General features: G+C 72.0%; 9 protein-coding genes. 8 read left to right on the plus strand and 1 reads right to left on the minus strand.

All coding sequences use genetic code 11. The features are described from left to right. Nucleotides 1–276 precede the first annotated feature (276 nt). On the plus strand, nt 277–6,702 hold the full coding sequence (locus tag AB0O11_RS33615) for a hypothetical protein (protein ID WP_363394631.1): 6,426 nt from the start codon (nt 277–279) through the stop codon (nt 6,700–6,702). Nucleotides 6,703–6,788: 86 nt separating this feature from the next. On the opposite strand, the gene AB0O11_RS33620 is transcribed toward AB0O11_RS33615, so the two are convergent. After that, a complete protein-coding gene (locus tag AB0O11_RS33620; RefSeq protein ID WP_363394633.1) occupies nt 6,789–7,352 on the minus strand; it encodes a hypothetical protein in 564 nt (187 codons plus the stop codon). Nucleotides 7,353–7,610: 258 nt separating this feature from the next. Between AB0O11_RS33620 and tig the strand changes: the two genes are divergently transcribed. From tig to AB0O11_RS33655, 7 genes are all read left to right on the plus strand, one after another. Then, complete coding sequence (gene tig, locus AB0O11_RS33625; protein WP_363394635.1) at nt 7,611–9,098, plus strand: trigger factor; 1,488 nt, start codon at nt 7,611–7,613, stop codon at nt 9,096–9,098. 362 nt (nt 9,099–9,460) lie between these two features. Beyond that, complete coding sequence (locus tag AB0O11_RS33630) at nt 9,461–10,087, plus strand: sigma-70 family RNA polymerase sigma factor (RefSeq protein ID WP_363394637.1); 627 nt, start codon at nt 9,461–9,463, stop codon at nt 10,085–10,087. Nucleotides 10,088–10,184: 97 nt separating this feature from the next. Then, the gene (locus AB0O11_RS33635) at nt 10,185–10,493 is read left to right on the plus strand and encodes a WXG100 family type VII secretion target (RefSeq protein WP_363394639.1); all 309 of its coding nucleotides are present in this window, start codon (nt 10,185–10,187) and stop codon (nt 10,491–10,493) included. Between the two features lie 52 nt (nt 10,494–10,545). Continuing rightward, entirely contained in the window at nt 10,546–10,863 is a 318-nt protein-coding gene (locus tag AB0O11_RS33640; protein ID WP_363394641.1) for a hypothetical protein, read from the plus strand. Between the two features lie 131 nt (nt 10,864–10,994). After that, nucleotides 10,995–11,510, plus strand: coding sequence for a hypothetical protein (locus tag AB0O11_RS33645; protein WP_363394643.1), 516 nt, complete (start codon nt 10,995–10,997; stop codon nt 11,508–11,510). Between the two features lie 50 nt (nt 11,511–11,560). Continuing rightward, nucleotides 11,561–13,213, plus strand: a complete 1,653-nt coding sequence (locus tag AB0O11_RS33650) for a hypothetical protein (RefSeq protein WP_363394645.1) — start codon at nt 11,561–11,563, stop codon at nt 13,211–13,213. A 9-nt stretch (nt 13,214–13,222) separates the two neighbouring features. Beyond that, a complete protein-coding gene (locus tag AB0O11_RS33655) occupies nt 13,223–14,860 on the plus strand; it encodes a hypothetical protein (protein WP_363394646.1) in 1,638 nt (545 codons plus the stop codon). The last annotated feature ends 263 nt before the right edge of the window (nt 14,861–15,123 follow it).

The raw sequence follows: 15,123 nt of genomic DNA on the forward strand, positions 1-15,123 counted from the left end.
TTGTCCCGTTGGGTGGTTGTGGTCATGCCGGGTTTCCTCGAGTCGCTTGCGCGTTTTCTGAATTTCGGTGGTTCGGGCAGGGAGGTTCCGTCGGGGTCGTCGTTCGCGGTGGTGGGGTTGTCGGGGAACGACTGGCCGGCGGTGGCGCCCGGGGATCTGGTGGAGGCGGCTGCGGGTTTGCGGGCGTTGTCGGCGTCGGTGGGTGAGGCGGGGCAGTCGGTCTCCCGGGAGGGGGTGGGGGTCACCGCGCTGGTCGGGGGGGAGACGGCGCGGGTGATGAAGGAGTCGGTGGCGGATGCGGGGGCTCGGGTGCGGGAGACCCAGGCGACGTTGGAGGAGGGTGCGGGGCAGTTGGAGGCTTCCGCGTTGCAGGCGGATTACGCGCAGTGGTCGGTGCGGTTCGCGGTGGCGATGGCGGTGTGGATGGTCTATCAGCTGATGGCGGCGGTGGCGGCGGCGGGGGGGATCGCGGCGCTGCTGGTTCCGGAGGTGCTGGCGGGGGCGCGGCAGTCGGTGCGGGAGATCGTGTGGGCGCTGGTGGGGGAGTTGCGTGCGGGGGTGATCCAGGGGGTGGGGCAGGATGCGGCGACGCAGTTGATCCAGTTCGCGGAGTATCGCAAGGGGTGGGACTGGGCGTCGGCTGAGGCTGCGGCGGTGGGTGCGGCGGCCGGTGCTGCGGGTGGTGGGGTGCGGCTGGGGTGGGGGCATCTGCCGGTGGGGGATGTGGGGCGGTTGTTGGCGCATCCGGTGGCGGGGGTCGGGGGTGGTGTGGCGTCGGTGGTGGCGTTGGCGGGGTTCGAGGGCGGGTCGGTCGATGCGAAGGTGTTGGCGGAGGCGATCGCCTCGGGCGCTGTGCTGGGTGTGGTGGGCGGGGGTGTGGACCTGGCGCACCGCGCGGTGATGCACAAGTCGCTGGTGGGATCCGGCTCTGCGGTCTACGGCGAGCCGCCCGCTCCGCTCGTGGAGTACACCGCCGTCGAAGTGACCCGCTCCGCGCGCAGGGCACGGGCCGAGGCGGATCCGCTGGTGGCGACGGCACGTGGGTTGTCGTCGCACGATCTGGAGCTGTGGTTCGCGGGCGTACCGGACCGTCGCCGTGAGGTGTACGCAGGGCTGTTGTCACAGGTGGCGGAGGTGCCACTGGGTGAACGGACCTGGGAGGAGCGCCGGTTCGAGCGCCAGGCGATGTGGGCCGGGGAGAAGGCGCTCACGGACTGGCAGGTCGAGCAGGGGCAGGTGCCGACGGTTTCGGGCAAGGGCAAGACCGTTGACACGGGTTCCTTCGAACTGCGGCCGGAGGAACAGGAAGTGTGGCGACGGGGCGCGGGCGAGCTGGCGCTCGCCGAGGGCCGCGAGGTGCGGACAGGACACGGTGGCGCGCCGCACCCGCCCGAGCCGGAGCAGACGGAGGCCGGGCCGTCCGGCCGCCCCGCCACCACGGCGCAGCCGGCCCATCGCCCCGAGGTGCTCCCGCTCCCCGGAGCCCATCCGCAGCGACCGACACTCGTCACCGGGAACCCCCGGATAGCGCTGCTCTCCTCGACGTACACCGAGCGCGTGATGGGCATGCCCCACGGCAACCAGGTGGAGTTCCAGCGCATCGCCGACCGGTTCGACGTCGTGATCGAGGTGCGCCCGACCAACCCCGGTGCGGTGGCCCGTCTGGCGGAGGGCGCTCTGCCCAAGCCGCCCGGAGTGAAGGCCAAGACGATCAACGAGCTCGACGTCCATCTCGGTGCCAGGCCGGAGGACCTGTCCCTGGTGGGTCTGTTCGAGCCGGTACTGCCGAACCCCCTGCCGGAGGCGGAGGCCCGGCAGCCCGGCCTGAGGGACCGGATCGAGCAGCGGTACCGGCAGCGCCGTCACGAGTACCAGGAACTGGCGCCGCAACTGAGCCGGGATCCCGCGTGGGAGGTACGGGACGGCCTGGTGTGGGGCCGGAACCGGGACGGCGAGCCGCGCCCGATCACCGGTGACCACGACATCTACGACATCTTCGAGCCGACCGGGAAACGGCCGACGCAGGAGCGGTACGAGGAGATCGTGGCCGCGATGCGCGAGGCGGACATGGGCGTCCAGCACGGTGCCCACCTCTACTGGACGCCACAGACCAGGTTCGAGCAGCTGATCTTCGACCGGATCGTGGACGACCACGTCGAAGGGGCCAGACCCGAGCCCCTGCTCCGGTTCATCCCGAACGTGCCACGCCCGGTGATCTCGGAGGCCCACCGGAACGCCCAGCACAGCAACGCCCGCCGGCCCAGCCTGGAGCCCTTCCTCGGTGAGGCCGCGGCCGCCTCCGAGCACGCCCTGATCGGCTACTACCCCGAGGACGCCCCCGACGCCGAGGCCGGGAACGACGCCCCCGACGCCGCAACCGGGAACGACGCCGACGAGCCGCAGCCGGCGGCGCCGGAGGACCCCGATCCGCCGGGAACGGTGAACGGCGCCGAGGACATGGCCCGCTACACGACCCAGTTGTCGAACCAGGACGGCGTGTGGTTCTACGACCCGAGCGTCTCCCCGGAGGAGCAGCAGCGTCTGATCGAGGCGGCCGCGCGGCTTCCGCGCGACGAGCGCTTCTACACCGTCATGGTCGCGGGCTCGGGGGACCAGGGCGTCCGTTGGGGAGGCCGGTTCCATGACGCAGGGCAGTTCGCCGGCGTCCTGCACAGGGTGCTGCTCGCCGCAGAGGTGGGCGACCGGACGCTCCAGCTGGTGATGCACGACGGAGCCTGTTCCCCGTCCGAGCCCGGAACGGAGTCGTTCGCGGCCGAGACGGTGCGACACCTGGCGGAGCGGGGCACCTACGTCGACCTCGTCGCTGCCGACGGCATCCCCTGCCTGATGCCGCAGCCGCGCTCGGGCGGTCCGGGGAACGGGCCGTCCTCGGCGCAACTGGTGGCCGTCCGGGCGGCCGGTGACTCCGACGACGGCCCGGGAATCGTTCCCGGCAGGTGGAAGCGGTTCAGCTGCCCTCCGGACGGGGTCCGGCAGTTGCGCGAGGAACTCCTCGGGCCCTGCCTGTCGCTCGACGACTCCCGGCTCACCGGTGGGCTGCCGCCCGGCTACCGTGAGCTCGGCCCCGAGGACACGATCGATCGACCGCTCCCGGGCTCGGTGTCCTTCAACGGCGGTGTGCCGGAGATCGTCGAGGAGGTCAGTGCCGTCTGGCACGGGACGGAGGCGGAACTGGCGGAACTGCTCGGCGGCGAGGAGGTCAGTGCCGTCTGGCACGGGACGGAGGCGGAGTCGGCGGAACTGCTCGGCGACGTGGACGGGCCCGAGGCACTCCGGCTCCCGGCCGTGGAGATCCCCGAACTCCGCACGGAGCCCCCGCCGTCCGAGTCCGCCGACGACGTCGGGGCCGACGGGGCCTCGGACTTCGACTTCGAGGACGCCGCGGGCGCGTCGGACTTCAGCCACGAGCTCGCCCCGCCCGCCGATCGGCCGGGCTCCGAGGATCCCCGGACCGGGAGCCCCGGCACCGACCGGACCGCCGTCGACCCGGACGACTACCCGCCCACGTCCCGCCAGGGGATGGTCCTCGCCCTCGGGGGGCAGCGCATCGACGCGGCGAGCCTGCGGCACGGCTCCGACGCCTACCTCGACACCGTCGCCGATGCCCTTCGGCGCCACGGGGTGCCCGGCGTCGAGGACGGCCCCACGCTGCGCGCCGCCCTGCTCGCGGACCTCGGCGAGTCCCTGCGCGACCCGGATTCGGCACCGGCCCGGCTGCTGCCGGACCGCACCGACCGGGACTCGGTGCTCCGGGCACTGCGAGGAGAACCCGGACACTGGGACGATCGGCTCACCGAGGTGGTGCCGCACCTGCTGGCGGACCCCAGGTACGGCGTGGCCCTGCGGACCCTCCACCCCGACGGCGGTGGCGGCGAACCCCCCTCCGCAGTGCACGGGACCGAGCACCGGACGCGGACCGTCGATGTCGTCCGGTTGGAGGACGGTTCCGGGGAGCACGCCTGGGCCGTGCTCGAAGGTGAGCGGACGGTGCTGCCGGAGTGGCTGCCGGACCTCGTCGAGGAACTCGAGGGACTGGCGCGTGAGCAACTCTCGGAGGCCTTCGAGTGGTTCAGGGACCGGCTGGACGAGATCGCGGACACCTCGGGCGTCGAGCTCGCGCCGGAGTCGCCCGAACCCCACCTGGAGAACGCGAAGTCGTATCGCTGGAACCATGCGATCGAGGTCGAGAGTCGACGCCGCACGGGCGACCTGACGCCGGTACCGCCGGAGGACCGGTACGTCCAACCGATGACCTGCCACAGCCTGCGGGAGGCGGCGGTCGCGCTCGCCGCCGTCCGGGAGTCGATGGCCACGGCCCGTGCCGACCACCCCGGAGTCATGGGCCGGGCCGAGTACCGTCGCGCGGAGGAGTTCCAGGCGCTCCTGCTCACGGCGTACCCGGTGCTGTCCCCGTTGGTGTCCTACGGGACCCACGAGGAGTTGCTCGCCTTCGTGCGCGAGCGCGACACGGTGCAGGGCCTCTTCGTCCTCGCCGGCGCACACGGGCGCAGGGTCCACCAGTCGCGTCAGCTGATCCGGGAGGCCCCGGACCTGCTGCTCCGATCCTCCACGCTGATCGACAGGTTGACCGACCCGGCGCGGAACCGGGGCAGCGGGAATCTCTGGGCGGACCCGGCGCGGGCCGAGGCCGTGCGCCGCCTGCACACCACGGCCGTCGGGACGGCGGAGTTCGAACAGCCCGGGAGCGAGCTCGCCCGGAAGCTGCTGGACGACCGGGTACCGGGGCCGCCCGTGGAGGTCGAGAACTGGTGGGACGAGTTCTCGCAGGTGTCGGAGGTCCTGCGCGGGCTGGACACGGCCGTGGGCGCCGATCCGGACCGGTCGATCCGGCGGATGACCGGGCTCGGGGTGGAGAGCGGGCTGGTGCTGGGACCGGTCCCGGTGCGCGCGACGGAGCCCGGACCGTCCTACCTCGACGATCCCGAGGCCTTCGTGGCGGCCGTCCAGAGGGCGCGCGAGCGGGGCGGGATCCCGTACCTGATCGGCGACGGGGTCCTGGGCGGGCAGGCGGAGCCGGAGGGCGGGCGGACCTTCGGCATCGAGCTGACGATCGTCTTCCCGCCGGGCACGCCGGAGGCGGAACAGTCCCGCCGGCTGGCCGCGATGATGTCCGACTTCGTCGCGGAGGGACTGAGCAAGGACACCCGGTGGTACGACCACGACCTGATGACCGCCGAGCGGTACACGGCCGATCCGGACGGCTGGCGCTTCCAGACCGAGAAGAAGGTCGCCGCCGAGCTGATCTCCCCCGTCCTGCGGGACACCGAACTGACCTGGCGCAACCTGGGCAAGGCCTGCGACATCGTCACCAGGCACGGTGGCCTGGCGCCCGGCGGCACCGGCGGCGGGCACATCAACATCGGCACGGGGGACTTCGGCCACGAGGCCGCGCGGTACAGCGACCTGGTGGGGGCCGTCCGGGGCTACGAGGACCTGGTCTACCGCCTCGCCGGGGATCCGCGGCAGCCGACCCACCGCGGGATCCGGGCCTGCCGCCCCAACGAGCAGCCGCCGGCGGAGGGCTTCCGGACCCTGAAGGAGGTGTACGACCCGGCTCGGGGCCGGTACTGGGCGGTCAACCTGGTCCCCGTCGACGGGCGGACCAGTGCGCGGGTGGAGTTCCGCAGCCCGGGCGCCTCCCTGGACAAGGGGGCGATCCAGAGCCACGTCCGCCTGGCGTACGGCCTGGTGGACGCGGTGGCGGCCCACCGCAACCGCGGGGTGCCGCTGCCGCAGCCGCCGTACGAGCCGGTCGGCAGCCATCACCGTACGGCGGGCACGGGCAAGGCGCTGACCGGACGGGCCCTGGCCGAGGACGGCAGATCGGCCCGGCGGCTGATCGACCTGGTCGCGCACGACCGGGCCGGCAAGGCGCAGTTGGCCGCGCTGTTCGCGCACACCGAGTGGCAACGCGACCTCACCCGGCTGCCCGGCGCCGGGTTCGCCGCGCCCGCCGGCCCGGCGGGGACGGCCGGGGCGGAGCGCATCCGTCCGTTCGGGGCGGCCCCCGGTGAACGGACACGCCGTCGTTCGGCGGTCAGCTACATCGACCACCTGCTCCCGGCCGACGAGACACCGGAGTCCCGGCTGGTGCGGGCCCTGGGGCAGCGGGCCGACCCTCTGAACGTCTCGGCCGCGCGGGCGCTCCTCGGGATCGGCACCGGTCTCGACCTGGCCGGCACGGCCACCCGCCTCGCCCGTCCGCTGGACACGCTCGACCGCGTGGTCCGCACGGTCCACCGACTCGCCCTGCGCGTGCCGGTCCGGGCCGAGCAGCGCGCCGAGCTGTTCCAGGACGCCCGAACGCTGGTGGCCCTGGTCCGGGAGATCACCGTGCCGAACCTCCGGGCGCTGCGGGGGCTGGAGGCGCTCGCGCGGCAGCGGTTCGGGGGCCGGCCGACCTCGGGTGGCCACACGTTCGACCAGATCGTCCGGGAGCTGGCCCGGCTGCCGCGCACCGGCGCGGTCTCCGTGGCGGACCGGGGGCGACTGCTGGACGCGGCGGCCCGGCTGCAGCAGCGTCGCGCCCCGGTCACCATGGAGGCCCTGACCCGGGAGTGGCAGGGCGCGGCGCGGGGGAGCGGCCGGCCGGGGACGTACGTCCTGCCGTGGTCCGCGCTGGATGACCGGCCGGAGGCGGCAGCGCCGGGCGGGTCCTGAAGAGCAGGGGCGGCGGACGGACGGCGGCTGTATCCGGGGCGAGGTGAGGACGCCCGTGGGAACGGGCGTGGAAGCCACCGAAGCCCTCACGGGCCGTCGGATCCCGGACCCGCTCCCTCGACCGCACCGGCTCCCGCGTCGGGGCCGTCGCCGTCGGTCCGCTCGCGTCGGAGGCCGGCCGTCAGTCGTCTGACACCGTCCTCGCCGTAACGGTGGATCAGCAGGCCGACCGCCTCGACGGCCCGGTGCCGGTCCTGGGGGGTCCACAGCCCGGCCGAGGGGTGTTCGTCCACCACCAGGGCCTCGGACAGCCGCAGTAACCGGCCGAAGCCCTCCTCGCCGAGTTCGAGGCGGGCCCGCAACATGAGCCGTCCCGGGGCGTCGGGGCCGGTCAGCAGGTGATGGGCCGCCGCGATCACGGACCGGGCGTCGGCGGGCGGCAGGTCCAGTCCGCCGGTGAGCGCCGCCCGGTCGGCCTCGACGGAGCCGGGGCCGGACTCCTCCGCCAGCCAGGAGTCGACCAGACGGCGGACCGGTGTGGCGTGCCACCGCTCGAAGGCGGTCCGCGACGGCGCGCGGACGCCGCCCTCGCGTGAGACCGACGAGCCGCATTCGAGCCGACCGTCGCCGGGATCTCCCGTCTGGGTCACAGCCTCCCCCAATTGCCTGTCCGCAGTGAGCGACCGGGATGCCGGCACCGCCGGGCTCGGCGCACTTCCTCCGGTTCAACGCGGTCGAACCGACGGCGGGTTCACCGTTCCGTAACGACCGGTTCCCGTGGTCTACCGCACAGGGGGCCATTGCGGTAATGGCGGGTGAACCGCACCGGGCGAGACGGCCGTAGCCAGGATGTCGAGGACCTGCGGCCGGTGGCCACGGGCCACTGCGGAACCCAAGGAGATCCAACCGTGCAGAGCACCGTGGAAACACTGGACCAGACCCGGGTGCGGGTACTCGTCGAGGTCCCCCCGGCCGAGTTCGCGCCGCACGTCGACATGGCGTACGCCACCCTGGGCGACCGCGGCGACGTCCCCGGCTACCCCGAGGGCGGGGCCCCGGCGTCGGCCGTCGAGGCCCACGCCGGTCGGCGGGCGGTGCTCGCCGAGGCCGTGGAGGACGCCCAGTGGCACTGGTTCGAGCGGGCGGCGAAGGAGCACGGGCTGCGGCCCGTCGGCTTCCCCCAGTTCGTCGTGCTCGCCTTCCAGGACGGCGGGGAGCTCCGGTTCACGGCGGAGGTCGACGTCCGGCCGACCGTCGAACTGCCCGAGTACCGCGGCCTGTCGGTCACGGTCGCACCGGCCGGGGTGCGGGCGGAGGAGGTCGAGGCGGCGCTGTCCGAGTTCCGGCTGCGGTTCGCCACCGGCCACCGGGTGGACCGCCCGGCGGGCCCCGAGGACATCGTGGTGGTCGACCTCGAAGCCGTGATCGACGGGCAGGTGCCGGAGGACTGCGTCGAGCGCGGGCTCGGCTACGTCATCGGCTCCGGCGCGCTCGTCCCGGGCATCGACGAGGCGGTGGTGGGGCTGTCCGCGGGTGAGCGGACGACCTTCCGGGGCGTGCTCGGCGGCGAGCGGACCGGAGAGGCGGCCGAGGTGGGCGTCACCGTGCTGGAGGTCCAGGAGAAGCGGTACCCCGAACTCGACGACGCCTTCGCGCGGTTCTCCCGCGGCCTGGACACGCTCGCGGAACTGCGTGAGGAGTGCCGGGCCGAACTGGCCGAGGTCAAGCGGATCGACCAACAGGCCGAGGCGGAGCAGCTGGTGCTGGAGGACCTGGTCGGACGGGCCGTCATCCCGCTGCCGGAGCGGGTCGTGGAGGAGGAGGTGGCGGCCCGCCGTCACCGGCTGGAGAGTCACGAACTCCCGGAGCGGGGAATGGACTTCGGCACCTACCTCGGCCGACTCGGCATCGGTGAGGAGGAGTTCGAGCGGGAGATCCGGGCCCAGGTCGAGTTCGGGTTCAAGGCCGAGCTCGTGCTGGACGCGGTCGCGTCGGCCGAGCACCTGGCGCCCGACCAGGACCTGTTCTCCGACTACCTGAACCGGGGAGCCGAACGGGACGGCCTCCAGGCGGACCAGTACGTCCAGGAACTGCTCCGCACCGACCAGCTGAGCCCCGTCCTCGACGAGGCGCTGCGCGGCACCGCACTGCTGTTCCTGCTGCGCAACGCCCACGTGGTCGACACCACCGGAGCGGCGGTGGCCCTGCCGGCGCTCGGCGGGAACGTCGAGGCGGAAGCGGAAGCGGAAGCGGGGGTGGAGGCGCAGGCGCGAGCGCAGGCGCAGGTGGAGGCGGACGCCGTCGCGCCCGGTGCCGAGGCGGCGGCCGGGATCCCGCTCTTCGCACCGCCGGACATCCGTTCCGTCGTCACCGAGTCCACGGCGGCGAGCGGCTGACGGCTGACGCACGACCGGACCGGAACGCGCAGCCCCCGTCGGCTCCCGGCGGGGGTTGCGGCCCGTCAGGGCGGCCAATGGACGCCAACGTCCGCCAACGTCCGCCAACGCGGAGCGCCGAAGCCGGCCCCCCTGACGTTGGCGCCCAGGCAAAACCGCAGGTCAGCGCTGTCCCATGAGCAAGCCCGGCGGCCAAAGGGACCAACGGACGGCGGCTTGGCTGTGAGTTGGGTTGCCGTTGGGGTGGAAGTCCACTCTTTCTTCCAGAGGACACGGGCCTCACCCAGTCCGCCGCCAAGGCGGGCGGCGAACGGGCCCTCATGTGGGCAACCCGACTGGGATCAAAGAGGAGTGTGGTTTCGATGCAGGCCTCGGACCTGAACGTCAGTCGCACGGCGCAGTACACCGGCACCGGTGCCGACAAGCCCGGCGGCGGCGCCACCACCGGCCGCGCCGTCCGCGGCGCCACGCTGGACGAGGCCACGCTGGCCGAGCTCTACCGACTGCACGGCGGCTACCTGCTGCGGGCCCTGCTCAAGGTCACCAGCGGTGACCGGTGCAAGGCCGAGGACATCCTCCAGGAGACCTTCGTCCGGGCCTGGCAGCACCCCGAGGCGATCTCCCAGGGCCCCGAGCGCAGCCGCCCCTGGCTCTTCACGGTGGCCCGGCGCATCGCGATCGACCACTTCCGCATGCAGAGCGCCCGCCCGAAGGAGGTCTCCAACGAGGCCCCCGAGGAGCGCGTCCTCAACGCAGACCCGCTGGACTCGGTCCTGATGGCGCACGACCTGGCCGGCGCGCTCGCCGAGCTGCCGCCGCACCACCGGGACGTGCTGGTCGAGCTGCACATGAAGGGCCGCTCCGTGGCCGAGGCGGCGAAGGTCCTCGGCGTCCCGGCCGGGACGGTGAAGTCCCGCAGCTTCTACGCCGTCCGCGCGCTGCGCCCGGTGCTGGAGGCCCGCGGCATCGGGACCACCACCGCCGCCTGAACCGAAGACTTCCCCGAGCCCCCGCTCGGGGCGGGCCACCGCTCGCCGGCGGCCCACGTGAAAGCCGGAACCGTCAACCCGAGAGGTGGAACAGTCCATGGCTCCCCAGCAGAGCACCCAGGCAGTCAACGCCGATGCGATCGACCACATCGTCGACGCCCTCCAGAAGGCCTTCCAGGTCGGCGAGGGGCACTTCGGCACCCTCCAGAACAGCCAGCGCATCCTCGAGGCGGCGTGGCAGAGCAACGCCGCCGAAGCCTTCTTCGAGCAGAAGGTGGCCAGCTTCAACCGCGCCTTCACCAACGTCCTCACGGACTACCAGCAGCTCATCGGCCTGCTGAAGCAGACCGCCACGCAGTACCGCGCCGCCGAGGCCAAGGCCAACTCCATCGTCGGTTCGGCCTGACCGGGCCCGATCGCCACCCCCTCGTAACCCGCTCCCGAAGAGAGGAACTCCCATGGCCGGCTCAAGCTACCTGGTCGACTACGACGAGGCCAACAACTACCTCCACCAGGCGAACGCCACGCTCCAGGAGATGGAGACCGACAACCGTCAGGCCCGCAACCTGTTCAACGACCTGAGCGGTGACCGGGTCTGGCAGGGCAGCCCGTCGCACCAGCGCGCCCTGCAGCTCTTCAACGACCTGGACCTGCAGTACCAGCAGCTGCACACCGCGCACGGCGAGATGACCGAAGCCGTCCAGCGCATCATGCAGAACTACAGCGCCACCGAGGACGAGACCACCCGTCTGTGGCAGCAGGCGCACAACGTCTGACGGTTCACGTCAGCTGACCGGTCCTCACCGGACCGGACGGTGCTTCAGCGCCCGGGCCGAGCATGCGCGCGGCCCGGGCTCCCGCACTGGGTCGAGGACCCGACACCGCGCGAGAGAGTGAGAGGTGAGCTGTGGCCAGCAACCCGAACAGCACCCATCCGACGGACAGCAACGTCCAGAACAGCTTCCCGAGCAACAGCAACACAGTGAGTGACCTCAACCAGCTGTACGGCGACTTCGGTCTGTCCGGCGCCCCGGCCAAGCCCGTCGTCAAGGTGACCCCCGACGAACTGCGCCAGTTCGGGAACCAGCTGATGGCGCTCACGCCGAAGATCGACACCGCGATCCAGAACATCAGCAACAACAAGGTCCTCGCCGGCCTGTTCCCCGAGGCCACGAAGATCGCCGACCTGATCTCCAACTCGGACAGCAGCCGCGGCGCCCAGCTGATGAGCGACCTCAAGAGCCTGGAGTCCGCGCTGACCAAGCTCGCCGGCGCGCTGATCGAGACGGCCAACCGCTACCAGAGCGTGGACGACCTGAACTCGTACCTGGTGAGCAACATCGACACCATGGTCCACAACGTCGAGGCGTGGCTGCCGTCGTCCTCGTCCCCGTCCCAGCCCGCCGGCGGAAGCGGCAACTAGCCACCGGGCCGCAGCCGCACCGCCTTGGCCGACGATCCGAGGAGAGAGCAGTGGGCACGTACGACACCTGGGACTGGCGGCAGATCGAGAACGCGATTCTCGGCACCTACGGTCCCGACTACGCCGGCACGGTCACGCCCTCGGTCAGTGACCCGCTGTCCATCAGCGGTGCCGGGGCCAGGTTCGCCCAGACCGGCATGGACCTGGAGAACCTCAACGTCGAGGTGACCCGGATGATCGAGCAGCTGACCGGCCACTCGGGCATCTGGCAGGGGCCCGGCGCCGAGGACTTCCGCGCCACCATGTTCGAGCTGGTCGGACGGATCCAGCAGCGCGCCGACCCGATCCTGGGCAACGGCGTCGGCCACGGGACCACCCCGTACGCCGTCACCATGCAGCGGATGTCGGACGCTCTCGCGAACGCCATCATCGAGATCCGCCGGATCGACTCCGAGGTCGCGGTCGAGGGCGCGGCGCGGTACAACAGCGCGCCCCTCGAACCCGGGACCACCAGGACACCGATGCCCGCCCAGGCGGGCATGAGCATCGTGCCGATCGACCAGTACCCGGAGCTGGTGGAGCAGCTCAACACCCGGATGCGGGCGGTGATCACGCAGCTGGCCACCACCTACGACGACGCCGCCGCCGCCCTCAGCCCGATCGCCCGGACCGCGTACCCGGTACCGGGTGCCTCCACGGATCCGGCGCTGCGCACCGACCTGCCGGGCGGCCCGGTGCCGATCGCTCCCCTCGCACCCGACCTGGGGAACCTCACGGACCACCACGTCGACTCGCTGTCCCTCTCCGCCCCGGCACCGCCGGGCGCGGGCCCGGTTCCGCACCTCGACGTGCCGGGGCCGCCGCCCGTGGCCCACCTGGCGGTGCACCTTCCGTCGGCGCCGTCGTCCGACCTGCCGACCCCGGCCGGGCTGCCGGTCGGTGGCGGTCCGAACCCGCCGCTCGACGTGCCGGTGAAGACGGTCGACGGCTACGACTCGCTGTTCCACGGCGTCGGTGCGCTGCCCAACAGCCTCGCGTCCGCGATCGAGCACCCGCTCGACCTCTCCCCGGAGGTGCCCGCCATGGGCACCCTGGCGCTGACCGGCGGGTACGGGGAGGTGCTGAGCGGCAACGAGGCCCAGCGGGTCCAGTCGGCCCGGCTCGCCGAGCTGCGCGGCGTCATGGCCGAGGAACGGGTGGTCGCCCCGGGCCTGCTGTCCAGGCTGGAGGTGGGCAGCCCGGGGTTCCGGACCGTCACCACCGTCGGCGGCAAGCTGGCGGTCGGTGAGGAGCTGGCCGCGAGCCGCTACCGGACCGAGCTCGCCCACGGTCCGTACGGCCCGCACCTGCCCGGAACACCCGGCATGCCACTGGCTCCGGCGCCGCACGGCGAACTGCCGTACAAGTGCGGGGAGTCCCGCACCGGTGAGAAGAGGATCAAGCTGACCGAGGACAGCGAGGTCTGGGGCGCCCACCCGAAGGGGCGCACCGCGGTGGCGGGCGAGGTCGAGGAGTACGCGGGCCCCCGGTTCGGTCCGGACCCCGCGCGCCGCACCGCCTCCTCGGTGGAGGGAGAGGTCGTCCAGCCGGTCCGGCGGGACACCGAGGAATCACGCACCTCCCAAGGGGACGACACCCGGGGCGAGTCGTCGCAGTGGCTCGACGACCAGCCCGAAGACCTGCTGCACCCGCGTCGACGGTAGGAGCGCGCCATGAACGAGACGTCGGACTCGAACTCGAACCCGAACACGGACTGGCAAAGGGACTGGCAGAACGGCGACGCATCGGCGAACGCCACCCTCAGCGATGTTTCGAACCAGAACAGGCGCGATACACCGGTCAACACCACCAACGACGACATCCCACAGGAGCAGGGCCTTCTCACCAAGGACCCGCACGCGATGACGTGGAAGGAGATCCAGTACCTCGTCCTCGGCTCGGTCGACACCGACAACGAGACCGCGCAACGCGCGCTGGAGACGACCAGCAGCCCGCAGTCCTTCTACGACGCCGGCGCGACCTTCGACCACGCCACGCTCCTGATGGACGACCTGATGCGTTCGGTGGTCGGCATGACGAACGGATTGGTCGGTGACGGCGGGGCCTGGCAGGGGGACACCGCCACCAAGTTCGCGAGCATGATGGACGCCTTCATCAGCGGCATCCAGAGCCGGTCGGAGAGCCTCTGGGACTACGGCAACCAGATGCGAAATGCCGGTAACGCGTTGTACGACGGCATCCAGAAGATCGTCTACTGGAACCAGTGGGGAGCGAACGAGGCCCTCAGCAGGCAGGCGGCCTACCTCGTGAGCAGGGGAACGACCGTCGTCGCGGTCTCGACCTTCCCCGAGATCGTCAATCGGATGCAGTTGGAGATGGCCAAGGCGCTCGTCGATCTGAACCAGAAGTACTCGATCGCGCGGACCAACCTGCCGGCGCTGAAGACGCTCAACTACGTCACGCCGAACGGGGGTGGTCCCACCCCCAAGGCCGATCCCGGAAAGCTCAACCTCAACGGCAGCGGCAACGCGGACCTCAACCTCAACGGCAACGCCGGCCTCAACCTCAACAGTCCGCTGGGCGACTACAACAGCTCGTTGCCGAACAGCGACAGCTTCCTCCCCCCGGGGAGCAAGACACCCGGCCTGTCCTCGCTGAAGACCGATCTGCCGAGCAGCCCGAACCTGCCGGGCCTGAACGGGCTCGACAGCAGCGTCCCGAGCTTCAAGGCGCCGGGCAGCCCGAGCCTGCCCGGCTACAACGGCCTCAGCGACGGGCTGGGCAACTCCAGCCTGCCGACCTACACCCCGCCCAGCTACGACTCCAGCGCGCCGAACTTCAGCTCGCCCAGTCTCGACCTCTCCCCGCCGAGCTACAGCGACCCCTACAGCTCGCTCTACAACCCCTCGTCGAGCAGTGGCTACGGCCCGGGCTCGTACAGCTCGCTCCTCGACAGCAACGGCGTCGGCGGGTACATGCCCTCGATCGGCGGGTACCCCGGGCTCGGCGGGCTCGGGCTGGACGCCAATTCGGTGCGGGCCGTCGACAACGCTCCGCCCGGGGCGATCTCCCCGGACAAGCTCAAGCTCGAGCAGCAGGCGGCCGAGGAGGCCAGGCTCGCCGGCCTCGGCGCCTCCCAGCGGGTGCCGACCAGTTCGCTGGAGGCGGAGAAGACGGCCCTGCAGAACTCGATGAACTCCGGCCGCGGCGGCATGCCGATGATGCCGGGCGCGGGCATGGGCGGGGCGCCGCAGCCCGATCGCGGGCGCGACCGCAACACCTGGCTCGTGGAGGACGAGGAGACCTGGGGCGCCGAGACCGGTGTGTCCACGGGGCTGCTCGGCCGCTGATCTCCGATGCTCTCCGAAACACCGTGAACACCTGCTGTCCGCCGTGGGCCCGTGGCCCGCGGCGGACAGTCGTGTTTGCCGATCTACCGTTGGTTGCCGATGTGTTGGGTGGTTGTGGTCATGCCGGGTTTCCTCGAGTCGCTTGCGCGTTTTCTGAATTTCGGGGGCTCGGGCAAGGAGGTTCCGTCGGGGTCGTCGTTCGCGGTGGTGGGGTTGTCGGGGAACGACTGGCCGGCGGTGGCGCCCGGGGATCTGGTGGAGGC

Origin of the sequence: Kitasatospora sp. NPDC093102 (genome assembly GCF_040683915.1) — a bacterium.
Taxonomy (GTDB): Bacteria; Actinomycetota; Actinomycetes; order Streptomycetales; family Streptomycetaceae; genus Kitasatospora.

Coding starts and splice junctions, on each gene's coding strand:
- AB0O11_RS33655 (WP_363394646.1), top strand. CDS start 13,223: ATGAACGAGACGTCGGACTCGAACTCGAACCCGAACACGGACTGGCAA.
- AB0O11_RS33640 (WP_363394641.1), top strand. CDS start 10,546: ATGGCCGGCTCAAGCTACCTGGTCGACTACGACGAGGCCAACAACTAC.
- AB0O11_RS33635 (WP_363394639.1), top strand. CDS start 10,185: ATGGCTCCCCAGCAGAGCACCCAGGCAGTCAACGCCGATGCGATCGAC.
- AB0O11_RS33615 (WP_363394631.1), top strand. CDS start 277: ATGAAGGAGTCGGTGGCGGATGCGGGGGCTCGGGTGCGGGAGACCCAG.
- AB0O11_RS33630 (WP_363394637.1), top strand. CDS start 9,461: ATGCAGGCCTCGGACCTGAACGTCAGTCGCACGGCGCAGTACACCGGC.